The organism is Salegentibacter echinorum (genome assembly GCF_900129445.1).
Lineage (GTDB): Bacteria > Bacteroidota > Bacteroidia > Flavobacteriales > Flavobacteriaceae > Salegentibacter > Salegentibacter echinorum.
The window spans coordinates 307,411-324,754 of sequence record NZ_FQVT01000004.1; the positions used below are offsets into that span (position 1 = coordinate 307,411).

General features: G+C 38.5%; 17 protein-coding genes and 1 tRNA gene. 9 read left to right on the forward strand and 9 right to left on the reverse strand.

Translation table 11 applies throughout. The features are described 5' to 3' along the window. The first annotated feature begins 188 nt into the window (after positions 1-188). From BUA71_RS09165 to BUA71_RS09180, 4 genes are all read left to right on the forward strand, one after another. Entirely contained in the window at positions 189-785 is a 597-nt protein-coding gene (locus BUA71_RS09165) for a hypothetical protein (RefSeq protein ID WP_139277080.1), read from the forward strand. 239 nt (positions 786-1,024) lie between these two features. Beyond that, complete coding sequence (locus BUA71_RS09170) at positions 1,025-1,279, forward strand: DUF6364 family protein (protein WP_072878933.1); 255 nt, start codon at positions 1,025-1,027, stop codon at positions 1,277-1,279. Continuing rightward, on the forward strand, positions 1,280-1,702 hold the full coding sequence (locus tag BUA71_RS09175; protein ID WP_072878935.1) for a type II toxin-antitoxin system VapC family toxin: 423 nt from the start codon (positions 1,280-1,282) through the stop codon (positions 1,700-1,702). A 286-nt stretch (positions 1,703-1,988) separates the two neighbouring features. Further along, positions 1,989-3,563, forward strand: a complete 1,575-nt coding sequence (locus BUA71_RS09180) for a Ppx/GppA phosphatase family protein (RefSeq protein WP_072878937.1) — start codon at positions 1,989-1,991, stop codon at positions 3,561-3,563. 114 nt (positions 3,564-3,677) lie between these two features. Here BUA71_RS09180 and BUA71_RS09185 read toward each other — a convergent pair whose 3' ends face one another. The 3 genes from BUA71_RS09185 to BUA71_RS09200 all read right to left on the reverse strand — a co-directional run bounded on the left by BUA71_RS09185 (position 3,678) and on the right by BUA71_RS09200 (position 8,472). Continuing rightward, positions 3,678-5,048: an alanine/glycine:cation symporter family protein gene (locus BUA71_RS09185; protein ID WP_072878939.1), complete on the reverse strand. Its 1,371-nt coding sequence runs from the start codon at positions 5,046-5,048 to the stop codon at positions 3,678-3,680. A gap of 502 nt (positions 5,049-5,550) precedes the next feature. Next, the gene (locus BUA71_RS09195) at positions 5,551-5,856 is read right to left on the reverse strand and encodes a GIY-YIG nuclease family protein (protein ID WP_072878943.1); all 306 of its coding nucleotides are present in this window, start codon (positions 5,854-5,856) and stop codon (positions 5,551-5,553) included. Positions 5,857-6,882: 1,026 nt separating this feature from the next. Continuing rightward, positions 6,883-8,472, reverse strand: coding sequence for a peptide chain release factor 3 (locus tag BUA71_RS09200; RefSeq protein WP_072878944.1), 1,590 nt, complete (start codon positions 8,470-8,472; stop codon positions 6,883-6,885). Between the two features lie 340 nt (positions 8,473-8,812). Here BUA71_RS09200 and idi point away from each other — a divergent pair, with 340 nt between their 5' ends. The 5 genes from idi (at position 8,813) to BUA71_RS09225 (ending at position 10,602) form a co-directional block, all read left to right on the forward strand. Then, positions 8,813-9,331, forward strand: a complete 519-nt coding sequence (idi, locus tag BUA71_RS09205; RefSeq protein ID WP_072878946.1) for an isopentenyl-diphosphate Delta-isomerase — start codon at positions 8,813-8,815, stop codon at positions 9,329-9,331. Further along, positions 9,328-9,738, forward strand: a complete 411-nt coding sequence (locus BUA71_RS09210) for a 6-pyruvoyl trahydropterin synthase family protein (protein ID WP_072878948.1) — start codon at positions 9,328-9,330, stop codon at positions 9,736-9,738. Before idi ends, BUA71_RS09210 begins: the two co-directional genes overlap by 4 nt. Position 9,739: 1 nt before the next feature. After that, on the forward strand, positions 9,740-10,195 hold the full coding sequence (locus BUA71_RS09215) for a peroxiredoxin (protein WP_072878950.1): 456 nt from the start codon (positions 9,740-9,742) through the stop codon (positions 10,193-10,195). 64 nt (positions 10,196-10,259) lie between these two features. Continuing rightward, complete coding sequence (locus tag BUA71_RS09220) at positions 10,260-10,523, forward strand: hypothetical protein (RefSeq protein WP_072878952.1); 264 nt, start codon at positions 10,260-10,262, stop codon at positions 10,521-10,523. Positions 10,524-10,528: 5 nt separating this feature from the next. Further along, positions 10,529-10,602, forward strand: a tRNA-Thr gene (locus BUA71_RS09225). Between the two features lie 336 nt (positions 10,603-10,938). On the opposite strand, the gene mqo is transcribed toward BUA71_RS09225, so the two are convergent. The 6 genes from mqo to BUA71_RS09255 all read right to left on the reverse strand — a co-directional run bounded on the left by mqo (position 10,939) and on the right by BUA71_RS09255 (position 17,343). After that, complete coding sequence (mqo, locus tag BUA71_RS09230) at positions 10,939-12,441, reverse strand: malate dehydrogenase (quinone) (protein WP_072878954.1); 1,503 nt, start codon at positions 12,439-12,441, stop codon at positions 10,939-10,941. A gap of 265 nt (positions 12,442-12,706) precedes the next feature. Next, complete coding sequence (locus tag BUA71_RS09235; protein ID WP_072878956.1) at positions 12,707-13,456, reverse strand: DUF4369 domain-containing protein; 750 nt, start codon at positions 13,454-13,456, stop codon at positions 12,707-12,709. A gap of 222 nt (positions 13,457-13,678) precedes the next feature. After that, entirely contained in the window at positions 13,679-14,944 is a 1,266-nt protein-coding gene (locus tag BUA71_RS09240; RefSeq protein ID WP_072878958.1) for a DUF819 family protein, read from the reverse strand. Between the two features lie 467 nt (positions 14,945-15,411). Continuing rightward, positions 15,412-16,224: a Cof-type HAD-IIB family hydrolase gene (locus BUA71_RS09245; protein ID WP_072878960.1), complete on the reverse strand. Its 813-nt coding sequence runs from the start codon at positions 16,222-16,224 to the stop codon at positions 15,412-15,414. Further along, complete coding sequence (locus BUA71_RS09250) at positions 16,224-16,391, reverse strand: type II toxin-antitoxin system antitoxin (protein WP_072878962.1); 168 nt, start codon at positions 16,389-16,391, stop codon at positions 16,224-16,226. The genes BUA71_RS09245 and BUA71_RS09250 overlap by 1 nt, the downstream gene beginning before the upstream one ends. Before the next feature lies 1 nt (position 16,392). Continuing rightward, the gene (locus tag BUA71_RS09255) at positions 16,393-17,343 is read right to left on the reverse strand and encodes an alpha/beta hydrolase family protein (protein WP_072878964.1); all 951 of its coding nucleotides are present in this window, start codon (positions 17,341-17,343) and stop codon (positions 16,393-16,395) included. Between the last annotated feature and the right edge of the window lies 1 nt (position 17,344).

The following is a 17,344-nucleotide window of genomic DNA, read 5'->3' on the forward strand; positions in this document are numbered from 1 at the left end:
TAAGAAAAATTTTCTTCGGAAATTAAATAAAAAGCGTCCTTACCGGGCGCTTTTTTTGTTTGAATGAATGCAGTTTGGTTTACACCTAATATTTCAAATAAATAAAACAAGCTAAACCTGCGTTTATTCCGAAATATTTCTGATTAAATAATTATATTGTGCAGGATATAACGAGTTACTTCAATTTGATGAACGACGAAGAAAAAGAATTTATTGAAACCACAAATTTAGTTTATACTGAACTTGGTAAATTTAATGTTGACTTTGAACAGACTACTCATTATTTCAAATCTTGTGTTAAAAGCATTCTTATAAACAACGGACTAAAAGACCAGATTTATGCGGATTTCTTTACTGAAAAACTAACGGCAGAACCTATCAAATCAATTTTCCAGTCGACTATGAATCATAGTTACAACAGTGAAAATGACAAACAGAGAATAAAAAAGATGATTACTCTCTTCTCTGATTTGATTGAAATTAGAAATGTCGTAACTCATTGTTATTGGGCGATTGGAACAACTGTTGGGGAACCTGTAAAACCATTTATTTTTGGATTAAAAACTAGGATTTCTGGAACAGGAATAAGTCAATACAATTTAAGTATGGAATTAAACGAGTTAAAAAATATAAATAAAAAGCTCGACCTTTTCAAAACTGGAATGTATGAACTAAGTAGACATATGAGAAAGAAAAGAGAACATCTTACTAAATTCAAATTTGATAAATTAGAAAATTTAAGCTTCCGAGAAGAATTGATAAAAATGAAAACTGACAGGAATTAAAAACTGCAAGTAACATTGTATAACCGCAATTACGGCGGATTCGACTACGTCCGAATCCACGCGGAATTGCTAACGTCTGTGCCAAACCGAAAATTAACGCATATTAACCCGTAGCTGACGGTTATACAAAACCGTTAGTCATAAGCTAAAACTAAAATACGTGTTTTTATTAATAAATTAACACGTGTAATAAAATTTCTACTTATATTTGTATTTTAGTAAACGAAAACTATTCTGATATGAATACTAAATTAACACTTACGATTGAACAAGAGATCATTAAAAGAGCTAAAAAATACGCAAAGGATAAGAATCGTAGTTTGTCAGATATAATTGAAAACTACTTGAAAGTTCTAACTAAAGAAGAGCAAAAAGTAAAAGCTAAAAAACTCAATCCAATCGTTAAGTCTTTAAAAGGATCTTTTAAAATGCCAAAAACTGATATGGAATATAAAAAAGAACTTAGAAACAGGTTAGAAGAAAAATATTCATAAATGGATAAAGTTCTTATAGATACTGACGTAATTTTAGATTTCTTTTTTGATCGTGAGCCATTTGCTGAGTTTGCGACTGAAATTCTAAATCTTTGCGAATCTGAGACAATTAAGGGATTTACAACACCCGTAATAATTTGTAATGTTTATTACTTGCTTAGAAAAACAGCAAAACACGAAATCATAATTGAGAAAATTAAACAGCTTTTAAATATTATATATATTACTTCTATGGATAAAGAAGTTGTTTTTGGAGCACTAAACTCAAAATTCAAGGATTTTGAAGATGCATTACAAAACTTTTCAGCTATAGAAAACGGACAAATAAGTATTATACTTACAAGAAACGTAAAAGATTATAAAAAAAGTAAACTGGCTGTGTTTACACCTGAAACATATTTGAAGGGAAAAGCCAGTAGCTAATAACTAAGCATTCCCCGATAAAAATGGGGGCCGGTACGGGCTGTCCCGATTTTTCGGGAGCCTAACATGAATGTCCCGCACTTGCGGGATTAACTAAATCGGCTGTTCGTCCAGTGTCCCTATGGGGAGTGGTAAGCTTTCCCCGATGAAAATGGGCCATCTTGTGTCCAGCTAACTAAGCTTTCCTCGCTAGTCGACTTCTTTTAGAAATAAGAATATTTTGATAATTATTACTTACTTTAGAAGTCAATCTTAAAATAGCTTTTCAGCATAAAACCACCAGCTTATGACTAAAGCCAGCGCAGAACCAGCCAAGCGAATTGCCGCGATAGACCTGGGAACAAACTCTTTTCACGCCGTTTTGGTAGATATCTATCCCGATGGTAGTTTTAGAACGGTTAATAAATTAAAAGAAATGGTGAGCCTCGCCGAAAAGGGCCTGGAAGATAAGTTAAGCCGGGAAGCGATGAACCGAGGGCTGGAAGCACTGCGGCGTATTAAGTTTTTATGCGATAGTTATGAGGTGGAGAATATTCTTGCTTTTGCGACCAGTGCCATTCGGGAGGCCGAAAATGGAGGGGATTTTATCCAGGAAGTTAGCGAAGAAGTAGGGATTAAAGTAAGGGCGATTTCCGGACAAATGGAAGCCGAAATGATTGGCTTTGCGGTAAGGCACGGGATCGCGTTGGGGGAGGAAATGGTGCTTATGATAGATATTGGCGGCGGTAGTGTAGAGTTTATCATTGGGAACAATAAGGAATTTATTTACTATAATAGTTTAAAACTTGGTGTGGCCAGGATGGCGGCAGCTTTCGTTGCGTCTGATCCTATTAAAGAATCTGAAATAGAAGAACTGCAAAAACATTTTAGGGAAGAACTCACCGAGGTGATCAAACTGGCTAAAAAACATAAGGTAAAAACCATCATCGGCTCCTCGGGCACTATGGAAAATATTGGGGCGATGGTTGCTTCAAAAAATGAGATTACCGCCAATAGAAGTCTGAATGAACTGGAATTTAGTGCTAAGGACTTTAAAAACCTGTACGAAGATTTTATTCAGCTGGATAAAAAACACCGACTTAAAGTAAAGGCATTAGAAGAAAAACGGGTAGATATCATAAACCCGGGAATGGTATTATTAAAGTTCTTGGTCGATGAATTTAAAATTAAAAAAATTAGAATTTCTGAAGAAGCGCTTCGGGAAGGGATGATCTTAAACTTTATAGAAACAGAAAAAGATCAGCTTAACTTAGACCTGGTTGCCAATTTTAAAGACCCGCGGCGTAGAAGTATTTTTGAATTACTGCGAAAATGCGACTGGCTGGAAGCCCATTCTACCCACGTAGCTAATTTTGCCCTACAGCTCTTCGATGAATTTAAAGCTGAATTAAAGTTAAAAGAAGGTGATAGGGAACTGTTGGAGTATGCCAGCTTAATGCACGATATTGGGTATTATATTTCTTATAGAAAACACCACAAACACGCTTTATATTTAATCAAGAATTCAGATTTACTTGGTTTTAAAGAAGACGAAGTAGATTTAATGGCCAATGTAGCCAGGTATCACCGTAAATCGGCGCCCACCAAGAAACATATTCCTTATAAAGAACTGAGTAAAAAGCTGCGAAAAAGGGTAAAAAAGCTTTCGGCACTACTAAGGGTTGCAGACGGCCTGGATCGCAGTCATTATCAAAATGTCCAAAAACTGGAGATTGAAAATAACAAAGAAAGTATAAGGCTTTTAATTACCACCCACAGCGCCCCCGAACTTGAGATCTGGGGATGCTTGAGGAAAAGAGATTTGTTGCAAAAAGTAACCGGAAAAGAACTAAAAGTCTTTCAGGTAGTAGAAAAATCTTAACTCTGAATAATTTTAAAGTTTTTTCTAAGGTGTGTTTTAAGTCTAGTTTTATTCTTTATGTAGTTTTAGTCTTGATTCTATATTCTTGCAGCGAAAGCGATCTTGTTTCTTCGATTAACCCAGGTATTTCTTAAAATATCTTCTGGCTTCTTTCATCACTTTTGGCGCGAGAATCAATGTGGCAATCATTGTAGGGATAGCCATTAGGGCAAAAAAACCGTCAATGAGGTTAATCATTGCGCTCAAAGAAGTGGTCGCGCCCAATAAAATACTTACAATATAAAAGTAGTTATAATAATGTTTATTTTCGGCTCCCGCGAGGTAGGAGAGACATTTGGTACCGTAGTATGAAAAAGAAAACAGCGAAGAAATACTAAAAGCGGCAATACACAGCAATAGCAGGTAATCGCCCACGTAAGGAATAGAATCCTCGAACGCGGCAGCGGTTAAACTCACCCCGTTAACATCTGTAGTTTGCCAAATCCCGGTAACCAGAATACAAAGCGCGGTTAAGGTACAAACCACCAGGGTATCTATGGCAGGTCCCAACATGGCTACCAGTCCTTCTCTAATTGGTTCTGAAGTTTTACTGGCGCCGTGTGCCATAGTCGCAGTTCCAATTCCGGCCTCGTTAGAGAAAGCTCCCCGGCGTACGCCAAGAATAATTAAGCCGCCCAGAACTCCGCCCAGCATAGGTTCGCCTTTATAATTTTCGGCCGCAAACGCATCGGTAAAGATCATAGAGAAATACTGGGGCACTACATCAAAATTAACCACTAAAATAATTAATACTGAAATAAAGTAAAGCACCACCATTGCCGGTACTAATCGGGAAACGGTTTGGCTAATCCGTTTTAATCCGCCTAAAATCACTACAGCCGTGAGTATCACCAGGATAATGCCAATGATAAGGTTTGTGGTAAATCCCGTAGGAACATTATTGGGCTCTAACAAAATAAAATTAATGGCCTGGGTAAGTTGGTTTACATTAAAAACGGGCAAGGCCCCAATTAAACCGGCGACACTAAAAAAGATGGCCATAAACTTCCATTTTTTTCCCAGTCCTTCTTCTATAAAATACATCACCCCGCCCTGAATGTTTCCCTGTGTATCTTTCCCCCGGTACATCACGGCAAGGCTATTGGTGAAAAATTTGGTAGCCATTCCTACAATGGCGCTTATCCAAAGCCAAAAGATGGCACCGGGCCCGCCAAGGGCGATAGCTACGGCTACGCCGGCAATGTTCCCCATACCCACGGTAGAGGAGAGGGCAGTAGAGAGCGCTTGAAAATGGTTTATTTCCCCGGGATCGTTCGGGTTATTGTATTTCCCCCTTAGCAGGTCCAGCGAATGTCCCAGGTATCTAAACGGAAGAAATTTTGATAAAATAAGTAAGTAAAATCCGCCTCCTATGAGTAAAATTACCAAAGGAAGACCCCAAACCGCCGATGCGAATTGGGAGATAAGTTCGTCTAATGTATCCATAAACCACAATTACGCGGAAAATATATGAAAATATGCGGTAATTTACACTCCGTAAGTCTGTCTTTATTTTTAACAGGAGCTTTTTTTAGAATTCCCACGAAAGAAAAAATCTCTTCAATCAGGTTTATGAAAGATTCTTCGCTTCGCAAGCTGCGCTCTGAATGACAGGGGAGCTGTCGTTGTACCGCTTTGTCATTGAACCGCTTTGTCATTCCGAGACTTTTGTCATTCCGACGAAGGAGGAATCTCTTCACTCAGGCTTGTGGAAGATTCTTCGCTCCGCAGGCTGCGCTCTGAATGACAGGGTGCTGTTAAGGCTTTGTCATTCCGAGACTTTGTCATTCCGACGAAGGAGGAATCTCTTCACTCAGGCTTGTGGAAGATTCTTCGTTCCGCAAGCTCCACTCTGAATGACAAGAGTGCTGTCGTTGTACCGTTTTGTCATTGTACGACTTTGTCATTCCGACGAAGGAGGAATCTCTTCAAGCCTCACTACTATGAATCAAATCTCATCATTTAAAAACCGCCATTCAGGATTGAACGCTGATATCAGTTTATTTTTTTTCTTTCGTGACCAGCCTTTAATAATCTTTTCTTTCCGAATTGCTGTTTCCGCATTAAAAAAATGTTCGTGATAAATAAGAAAAAAGCATTTGTATTTTGTAGTAAAAGCTTTGGAGAAGGCTTCTGGATTTCTATGTTCAAACAAGCGTCTCTTTAAATTGTTAGTTACACCGGTATATAAAACGGTTTTATACCTATTAGTTAAGATATAAACATAGTAATTATGGGTTCCCAGAGTTTTCATTGTTCTAATTTAAATAAAAATAAGAAACTGAGAAGCACGATGAAGATTCTTCGCTTCGCAAGCTGCGCTCTGAATGACAGGGTGCTGTTATTGTAAGGCTTTGTCATTCCGAGACTTTGTCATTCCGACGAAGGAGGAATCTCTTCACTCAGGCTTGTGGAAGATTCTTCGCTCCGCAAGCTGCGCTCTGAATGACAAGGGTACTGTCGTTGTACCGCTTTGTCATTGTAAGACTTTGTCATTCCGACGAAGGAGGAATCTTTCACGTTAGGCTTATGGAAGATTCTTCGCTCCGCAAGCTCCACTCTGAATGACAGGGTGCTGCCGTTGTAACACTTGGTCATTCCGAGACTTTGTCATTCCAACGAAGGAGGAATCTTTTCAATCTGGCTTGTGGTAGGTTCTTCGCTCCGCAGGCTGCGCTAAGAATGACAAGCGTATTGTCATTTTAACGCTCTGTCATTCCGACGAAGAAGGAATCTCTTCACTCAGGCTTGTGGAAGATTCTTCGCTCCGCAAGCTGCGCTCTGAATGACAGGGTGCTGTCGTTGTACCGCTTTGTCATTGTAAGGCTTTGTCATTCCGACGAAGGAGGAATCTTTCACGTTAGGCTTATGGAAGATTCTTCGCTCAGCAAGCTGCGCTCTGAATGACAAGGGTACTGTCATTGCAACGCTTTGTCATTCCGACGAAGGAAGAATCTCTTCAATCAGGCTTGTGGAAGATTCTTCGCTTCGCAAGCTGCGCTCTGAATGACAGGGGTACTGTCGTTGTACCGCTTTGTCATTGTAAGACTTTGTCATTCCGACGAAGGAGGAATCTTTTCAATCAGGCTTGTGGAAGATTCTTCGTTCCGCAAGCTCCACTCTGAATGACAAGCGTACTGTCATTGTAAGACTTTGTCATTCTGATTAAAAGAGGGATCTCACCAATCTGGCTTATTGAAGATTCTTCGTTCCGCAAGCTCTACTCTGAATGACAAAGTCTTATCTTTTATAAAACCAACCCGTTATTGTTTTCCGGAGCTTAAAATTCTGAAGTAAAATGGAATTTAATGGATGGATATTTATCGCGGGTCATTTGCAAAGAGAATTGCGAATCGGCGAGAAATACCAGCTGTCCTTTTTTGTCTTTGGCGAGAAATTTAGATTTTAATCTTTTAAAATCTTTAAACTCTTCGCTTTTTTCATCTTCAGCTTCAATCCAGGTCGCTTTGTGAACATTTAGGTTTTCGTAGGTACATTTGGCACCATATTCGTGTTCCAATCTATATTGAATTACCTCAAATTGTAGCGCACCCACGGTTCCAATAATTTTTCTGCCGTTAAGTTCTAACGTGAAAAGCTGCGCAACCCCTTCATCCATCAACTGGTCTATTCCTTTTGCCAGTTGTTTAGATTTCATAGGATCGGCGTTGTTAATATACCTAAAATGTTCCGGGGAGAAACTTGGAATTCCGCGGTAATTTAAAGCTTCTCCTTCTGTGAGTGTATCTCCAATTTTAAAGTTTCCGGTATCGTGCAATCCTACAATATCACCGGGATATGAAACATCTACAATCTCTTTCTTTTCAGCAAAAAATGCGTTGGGACTGGCAAACTTTAGTTTTTTATCGTTTCTCACGTGCAGGTAAGGCTTATTCCTTTCAAAAGTACCCGAAACAATTTTCACAAAAGCGAGTCGGTCTCGGTGCCGGGGATCCATATTGGCGTGAATCTTAAACACAAAACCTGTGAATTTATCCTCTTCAGGCTTAACGATGCGTTCTTCACTTTCTTTGGGACGCGGGGTAGGGGCGATGCTTATAAAACAATCTAACAACTCCCGAACTCCAAAATTATTTAAGGCCGAACCAAAAAACACCGGTTGCAGCTGTCCTCTTAGATAAGCGTCTTTGTCGAATTCAGGATAAACACCCTGCGCCAGCTCCAGTTCTTCCCTTAGCTCGTTGGCGGCCTCATCACCAATTAAATCGTCCAGCTCGCTAGAAGTAAGATCTGAAATTTCTATGGTGTCTTCAATATCTTTCCTGGGATCACCGGTAAACAGGTTTACATTCTTTTCCCAAATATTATAAATTCCCTTAAAATCATAGCCCATCCCAATGGGGTAGCTCAAAGGGGTAACGGTAAGGTTTAATTTTTGTTCAATTTCATCAAGCAACTCAAAAGCATCTTTCCCTTCACGATCCATCTTATTAATAAAAACGATCATTGGGATATTTCGCATTCTACAAACCTCCACGAGTTTTTCGGTTTGCTCTTCCACTCCCTTGGCAACGTCTATCACCACAATCACACTATCTACCGCGGTAAGGGTTCTAAAAGTATCTTCAGCAAAATCCTTATGCCCGGGAGTATCGAGAATGTTGATCTTTATATCCTTGTATTCAAAGCCTAAGACCGAAGTTGCTACAGATATCCCCCTTTGGCGTTCAATTTCCATAAAATCACTGGTTGCGCCTTTTTTAATTTTATTGGATTTTACCGCTCCCGCTTCCTGTATCGCGCCCCCAAATAGCAAAAGCTTTTCGGTGAGGGTGGTTTTACCGGCATCGGGGTGAGAAATAATCCCAAAAGTTCTTCTTCTGTTTAATTCTTTCTGAAAACTCTTCATCTATAAAATATATTGGTGCTACCTGTCTTTCTTTATGCTCGACAGGAAATTGACTTTTTATAGCCTATTTTGCAAAGGCAAAAGTAATATTAATTTAATGAAAATCACTGATTTTTATAGCTGATGAATCTGGGGTAACTTCAAGAGAGTCGAAGAAAAAGTTTCTTTATCTCAATATTCTACTCACGGTCTGTTTTTTAGAATCCTGAAGGCATATTGAAGCGAACAAACTTTAGACGATTCATAAAATTACCGGGTTTGACAGCTAAAAAAGGCTTATGTTTATAAACACTTGCAAATGGCGTTAGCTATTTTGTACATTTGAGTTTGAAATAAAAAAATGGAAAAAGAAAAAGTAATTTTAGTTAACGAGAAGGACGAGCAAATTGGGTTAATGGAGAAGATAGAAGCCCACGAAAAAGCTCTGTTACACAGGGCGTTTTCGGTATTTGTCTTTAATAAAAAAAATGAATTGATGATCCAGCAACGGGCACTTTCTAAATATCATACGCCCGGCCTGTGGACCAATACCTGTTGTAGTCACCAAAGGGAAGGGGAGAGCAACATTGAAGCCGGGAAGCGAAGGCTTCAGGAAGAAATGGGGTTTAGCACCAATTTAAAAGAAGTGATGTCCTTTATTTATAAGGCACCTTTTAGCAATGGTCTCACCGAGCATGAGTACGATTATATCATGATTGGAAATTATGAAGACGATCCAAAACCCAATCCAGATGAGGTGGCCAACTGGAAATGGATGAGCCTGGAAGACATAAAAGCTGATATAGCGGTGAACCCACAGGAATATACCGAGTGGTTCAAGATAATTTTCGATAAGTATTATTCAAGTATTAAAAAATGAGATTAAGCGTAAATAGAAAAGCTCATTTTAATGCAGCACACCGCTTGTATCGCAAGGACTGGAGTGACGAAAAAAACCGGGAGATTTTTGGGAAATGCAGCAATCCGCATTATCACGGGCACAATTACGAATTAATCGTTAAAGTAACCGGGAAAATTGATCCTGAAACGGGTTTTGTGATGGATCTAAAAAGGTTAAAAAAACTTATTTACGAAGAAGTAGAGGTTCCTTTTGATCATAAAAACCTCAATAAAGAGGTAAAACCTTTTGACGAGCTTAATCCTACCGCCGAGAATATTGTTGTAGTTATTTGGAAAAAATTACGGAATAAACTGCGGTCTAATTTAGACCTGGAAGTAACCCTGTATGAAACTCCAAGAAATTTTGTAACCTATAAAGGAGAATAAAATGGCACTTGAAATTGGGGATAAGCTACCGCGTTTAACTTTGAAAGATCAGGATGGAGAAAACTATCATTTTTCCAGGGTGGAAGATAAGGCTTTAGTGATTTTCTTTTACCCAAAAGATTTTACACCGGGTTGCACCAAACAAGCTTGTGGCTTTAGGGATAGCTATGAAGAATTTCAGGATTTGGGAGCCGAAGTGATAGGAATAAGTACAGATAACGAAAATTCCCATAAAAAATTTGCAACTAAGTTGAGGTTACCTTTTGTGTTGCTTGCCGATAAAGAAAAACGCGCTCGCGAAGCCTTTGGTGTAAAAGCGGGAATGCTGGGTTTGCTCCCCGGTAGGGAAACTTTTGTGTTTGATAGGGATAAAAAGTTAATTCATCGTTTTAATAATATGGGGGCTTCAAAGCATATTCCAGAGGCTTTAAATGCATTAAAAAAAGCAGCGAAATAATTTTTAGACTTCCGTTATTTTATAAAAGAAAATAGTGTAATTTCGCAGCCGAAAATAAAGTGATATGGCAAGTAAGAGATTATTAAAAAGGGATGTGAATTATGTAATGGGAGACATTATTGATGCGGCATACATCCATCAAATGGCAAATCCTAAGGATGCTGAAAAGACTGAAGCTATTGTTGACGAAGCAATTGCAAATTTTGATGAATTAATCACTAAGATTAATCAAAAAAATGTGGAAAATAAAAAGCAACATTTTAAATCGATACAAAAAGAGCTGGAAACTAAGGCAGAAGCTTTAGTGACTAAGGTTAACGCGCTCTAATAACCGCCGATGTAGCTCAGCTGGCTAGAGCAGCTGATTTGTAATCAGCAGGTCGTGGGTTCGAGTCCCTCCATCGGCTCTTAAAATATTGAAGAATTCAGGATTTTTTAAGGACTTTAGTTTTTTAAAATAAAGGGACGAGGGTTCGGGATATCCTGAGTCCCTCCATTTTTCGGGATCGAAGGGAGTCCCTCCATCGGCTCTTTAAAGATACCGTGTTTCGTCATTGCGAGGCACGAAGCAATCTCCAACCTGTTGGAAATCAATAAGCAGATTACTTCACTTCTCCCGGCTATCGGGACGTAATGACGTTGACATTTTATATTTTAGACAGCCTCTTTTTGTTGGGAATATTCCGGAATCTTCTGAGTGAATTACGCTGAATTTTACAAAGCGAAAGAAATTCAACTACAATTTAATGTATAACATTCAATGCTAATTTTTCTGAAGAATTAGCCTGTACCTTTTTAAATTCAACAGGATTGTCTTTTATACTTTTGTTCCAGAATGGAATCATTTCTGTCAGCTTATCTTGCCATTCCTGTTGCTTTAATTTCTCGGGATAGGCAAGCTGGATAACTTCCAACATAATATGCACAGCTACCGATGCACCGGGAGATGCACCTAACAAGGCCGTAATGGTACCGTCTTTACTGTGAACCACATCGGTGCCAAATTCCAGGATGCCGCCCTGTTCCTTGTCCCTTTTTATGATTTGCACTCGCTTGCCGGCAACTTTTAAGTCCCAATCTTCATCTTTAGCATCTTTTATAAATTTTCTAAGTTCCTCCATTCTGTCGCTATGCCCCATGCTCACCTGCTTAATTAAATATTCTGTAAGCGGAAGATTATGCCAAAATACACCCCACATAGAAGGAATATTATCGAGATTGATGCTTTTTATAAGGTCTAATTTTGAACCTTCTTTTAGAAATTTAGTGGTAAAACCTGCGAAAGGTCCAAATAGCAATTCTTTCTTTCCATTAATATATCTTGTGTCCAGGTGAGGAGTGGACATGGGAGGAGCATCGGGTCCTGCTTTACTGTACACCTTGGCATCGTGTTTTGCGATGACCTCGGGATTATTGCAGGTAAGCCATTGCCCATCTACCGGAAACCCGCCATAGCCATCTTTTTCTTCAATTTCTACTTTTTGCAATAATGGCAGTGCGCCACCACCGGCACCAATAAAAACATGCTCGGCGTCGTAGTAAGTAATTTGCCCCGATTTAAGATCCTTTGTTTTTACCAACCATTCCAGTTCTTTTTCGGGATCTACATCTAAAACATCGGTATTTCGCAAAACCCGAACATCGAATTGTTTTTCTAATATTTTAAAATATTTTTGGGTAAGATCTTCAAAATTCACTTCGGTGCCTATCTCCATACGAGTGCCGGCCATTTTCTGGTTTTCCCTGCCTTTGGCAATTAGTGGAAACCATTTTGCTAATGTCTTATGGTCTTCAGAAAATTGCATTTCTTCAAACATCGCGGTTTTAGTGAGGGCTTCAAAACGTTTTTTTAGAAAAGTAACATCCTCTTCGCCTGTTACCCAGCTATGATGTGGTACCGAATGAATAAAATCTTTGGGTTCTATAATCAATTTTTGTTCTACCAAATAGCTCCAAAATTGTTTGCTGGTTTCAAATTGACTAAATATTTCTAGCGCCTTGCTTATATCTATGCTTCCGTCCTCTTTTTGTGGCGTGTAATTGAGTTCGCAAAGAGCCGAATGTCCCGTGCCCGCGTTATTCCAGGCGCCAGAACTTTCTTCTGCCACCTTATCGAGTTTTTCAAAAATAATAATCTTAAGCTTTGGGTCTATGAGTTTTAGCATTAAGGAAAGGGTAGCGCTCATAATTCCGCCCCCGGCACAGATAAGGTCGTAATTGTTTTCTTCGTGTACTTTTTTCGACATAGCTTGGTTTTATCCAAATGTAGAAAAAGAAGCAATAAATCTTAGCTAATAAAATATTAAAGCTTGAAGTGCTTTTTTTAATACTGAAATCTATTTAAAGTCTTTTATATTTTATCAATTCAGGTAATACCTATTTTTACTCATCATACTCATTTGAAAAAAGACATACTGTAACCTTTAGGATCTTTAATCTTTAAGCAGATGTTATTGAAATAAAAAAAACCTGTCAGGGAACAGGGGCGCTAATTTTTCAGAATTAAAACGATTAATTCTCGGTTTCAGTTTCAACTTCTTTAATGTTCTCTTTTTGTTTTTCTTCCTTTTTTCGCTCTTTTAGATAGTCTTTTAACTGCTCGCCATAAAGTGATTTTTTAACCTTAGGCTTTAGGGATGTATAGATGGTATCGAGGTATTTAATATTGGCATCAAATACTTCTGAAAGTGCCAAATATGGAGCGATCTCCAAATCTTTGTTGTTTATGGCAAAGTTCACGGTATAAAGATACTTTCTTTTAAGCAAGCCTTCATATTGCTTGTCTATCGCCATTATTTTTTCTTCATCCTTTTCTTTTTGGGCTTCGAAGTTTTCCTTAATTAGGTCCAGGTTTTTATCGTTAAAACGCGTCATCATCTGGCGGTATTCTTCCAGCTTTTCCTGGTTTTTGGCTCCGGTTATCTCAACATCTGTCCCAAATTTTTCCAGGCTGGTTTTAATGGTAACTTCCCCTTTTTCAGCAAAAAAATCTATGCGATCATCATACTGTGAATTATCCACTTTGTTGAGGTAGAGGTACATAATTTGCGGACTCTCTATATAGGTCTCTAAACTGATGTTATCATTGCCGCTCACCACAACAGAGTCTAGATTTACCATAAGGCTATCCTCAATCTTTTGCAGATAAACAGTACCTTTTCTCAATCCTTCGATATTCGCGTTTACTACAAGGTTGCTTTCTTTCTTGTTACAGGAACTAAAGGCAATAATCGCCAGTAAAAGAATGCTTATTTTTTTCATTTTTTTGGTTTCAGATTAGATAACAAATATCTTATAATTTTAGTTTTTAGCGTTGTTGTTGCGTAAAACTTTTACTCGATAATCGAGATTTAAATACTTAAATTTTGAACTTTCATCTACATGGATAAGTTTCAATTTATTATCAGGTCTTGCGTTTTATTTTTAACTTCAGGAAAACCTTTAAAAATAATTTCTTCTGAATTTTTTATTGCTGAAGACAACTTAACTTCCGGCAGCAATTTGCATTAAAATAGTGGTCAAGATAGCGCCATAAGTTCCTACTACATAACCGAAAACGGCCAGCAGAACACCAACTGTTGCCAGGGAAGGATGAAATGCGGCTGCCACTACCGGCGCAGAAGCAGCTCCTCCCACGTTCGCCTGACTTCCAACGGCCAGGAAAAAGTAAGGTGCTTTTATAATCTTTGCGGTAACAAATAGGAAAATGACGTGAATGGACATCCAAATCAAACCAATTCCTATTAGCCCGGGATTGTCGAAAACCATTCCTAAATCCATTTTCATTCCAATTGTAGCTACCAGGATATAAATAAAAATACTACCCAATTTACTGGCACCGGCGCCTTCATAAGATTTTAGTTTTGTAAATGAAAAAGCAATTCCCACCGCGGTAGAAATGGTAATCATCCAAAAGAAAGAGGAGGAAAACGAGGAAAGCGCACTTTTTTTGTCGTTAAAAACCTCAAAATTTGAAGATAAGAAGACCGAAATATTATCGGCTCCCCAATGTGCCAGACCCACGGTTACAAAAGCCAGGGACAGCATAATGATATAATCTGGTAAGGTGGGATTTCGCGTAACACTTTCAGCATAATCAGAAACTTTTTCTTTAAGTTCTGTTATGGCAGAGTTATCTGCTTTTAGCCATTTGTCGATTTTATCACTCTTACCAATCCCCATAAGTAATCCGGCCATAAGCAGGTTTGCCACTACAATATCTACCAATACCATCCCGCCGTATAACTCGGGGTTGTATTCGTAAATTTCGAGCATAGCTGCCTGGTTGGCCCCACCGCCAATCCAGCTTCCGGCAATGGTAGAAAGTCCGCGCCATATCGCGTCTGGGCCGGCTCCACCAACGGTTTCTGGGGAGATGGCAGATACGATTAAGATGGCCAGGGGACCGCCCACTACAATTCCTATGGTGCCGGCAAAAAACATGATAAGGGCTTTCGGCCCCAGATTAAAAATGGCTTTTAAGTCTATACTCAAGGTCATTAAGACCAGTGCGGCTGGTAATAAATACCGACTGGCTACAAAATATAGCTGTGAAGTACTGTCGTCTATTAAGCCCAGGGAATTAAAAATTGCCGGTAATAAATAACACATCAATAAAGCCGGAACTACCGCATAGAATTTTTTCCAAAAACCTTCTTTTTTAGAAGACGTAAAAAATACAAAGCCCAAAGCGAGCATTAATAATCCAAAGACAATTGCATCATTAGTAAAAACCGGGGTATTCTCCATTGTAATTATTTTATAGCGGCGCCAAAATACAATATTTCTTAAACTTTTCTTAAGGAATAAGTCTGTAAATGCAGATATTGAAAAATACAGTTATCTAGTTGAAGATTCAAGACCGCTTCGTTGCAGGAAAAAAGAAAAAAGACTAAACTAGAAGGTGCTTGTTTTTAGAAAATTATAGGGTAGAGGTTTTCTTTAGGTTACGCTGAGCTTTTCGAATTGTGGCGGGTTCCCAAGTCTTTTTCTCTACATCCAGGACTTTGGTTTATAGCATAATGGTTAGGTGAGAAACCTTGACAGGCTAGGCTGAGTATAATGAATTGAGGTTAATGATAAAAAGCAAAAAATGTAACCTTCAAATGGAATTGTTAACTCAGGTTTAGCCTGTCGAAGTACTGTCAATAAGAAATTTCAGCAGTATTTCAATTGAACTTCATTAATTAGATGTGAATCTCAAATTACCAGCCGTTTTATGCTATTTTAAACAATTCCTTTAAGCTTTGGGCTACACCATCTTCTTTTCCACTTTTTGTGATAATATTGGCAACTTCTAAAACTTCTTCCCGGGCATTACCAACTGCTACCCCGAGACCAACGCCCTTAATCATCTCCACATCGTTGTAATTATCTCCAAAGGCTATGGTTTCTTCAGTTTTTAAGTTGAAATGATTGTCAAGTAAATATTTAATGGCCGTAAGTTTAGATATTTTTTTATCAGAAATTTCCAGGTAGGTGGGTTTAGAGCGATATAAATGTAATTGTGCTCCATAATGCTTATCCAGAAAATTTTTAATCGCATCTATATGCGCTTCATCTCCCATGGCCATAATTTTATGAGCGCCTTTTTCTTCCTTTTTCCAGGTATCTAAGACTTCCCGATTGCTTTTTAACTGTGCCTTTACCTGGGTGTTATTTTCTTCTCTTGCGGTCCATTGGTCATTTTGTGGTACAAACCATTCGTCTTTGTGGTAAAGGCTTAAATGACATTTCTGTTCCTGATTAAAATCCAGCAGGGATTCGAGGATATTTAGAGGGATTTCTGTAGAAGATACGGCTTCTCCGTCAACCAGGATTAACCCGCCGTTATAGCAAATTATAGGTTGTTTTTCTATATCCAGGTCTTTTTGCAGATGTCTCATGGCAGCCGGCATTCTGGCCGAAATCAACACAAACGGCAATTCATCTTTTAAAGTTTTTATGGTTTTGATTGTAGTGGGGGACAGTTCCCGGTCATAATTTAATAAAGTTCCATCAATGTCTGTAAAAACGATTTTGTATTCCATTATTTTTCTTCTTTTTTCTTTCTAGGGTGTCTTCCGGCTTCCTTTAAGGCTTTATCCAACATCCACTCAAGCTGTCCATTGGTGCTCCTAAACTCGTCGGAAGCCCATTTCTCAATGGCTTTGAGCATCTTCTCATCTATCCTTAACGCGAATGCTTTTTTACTCATTTTAATTATTTTCCAAATTTTTAATAAAATCTGTCAATACCCAAATTATTTCGGGATGAAGTGGTTTCTCAGGCAAATTATAACTTGCTGCATTTTGGTCTTTCTCTTCTTCTTTAATCTCCTTAAATATATGGTTCATGTCTTTCACCAAAACCAGGTCTGAATTTAAAGCGGCACTATCCAGCATTTTAGCCTGGTCTTCCTCTACCTGTAAATCCCTCGTTCCGTCTATAATTAAAACCGGTATATCTAATTTTGCAATTTCTTCGGAAGGATTATATTTTATCCACGAGGCTAAAAAGTCCTGGGAGTCTTTAGTGAAAAAAGATCCAAATAGAGCAGGATAATTCTCTGTACTGCCATTTTCTTTTATTTCTTTAAAAGCAGTTTTTAAATCATCTCTGGCCGATGGAACTTGCCGGGAAAGCTGTTTTACAAGAATGTGATCTACGCTTTCTCCTAAGCCGGCTAAAGAGATAAAAGCATCAGCTTTATTTTTTGCAGCTACCATACCAATTAGGGAGCCCTGGCTATGCCCGGCAACAATATAGCGGCTAAACTTATTTTCTGCTTTAAAGTAATTCAGGATACTTTTAGCATCGGTAATAAAGTCATCAAAAGAAATAGATTTTAAACCTAGTTCCTGCATTTTTAGGCTGCGTTTGTCGAACCTAAAGCTCGCGATGCCATTTTCAGCTAATTGATGCGCGATTTCCTTTGCAAAATCGCTATTGTTCCCCATACCGGCTGGAGAATTTCCATTCCTGTTAGTTGGCCCAGAGCCCTGGATGAGTATGATTAATGGGACATTTTTACTAGAGGATGGAACAACCAGATTTCCTTCAATGAATTTATTTATTGTGACCGTATCTTCGGTGAAATTTTGCGCTTCACTTATACCAGGAATAACTCCGAAGCACAAACAAAACAATAAAACTCTTAGCTTTTTCATC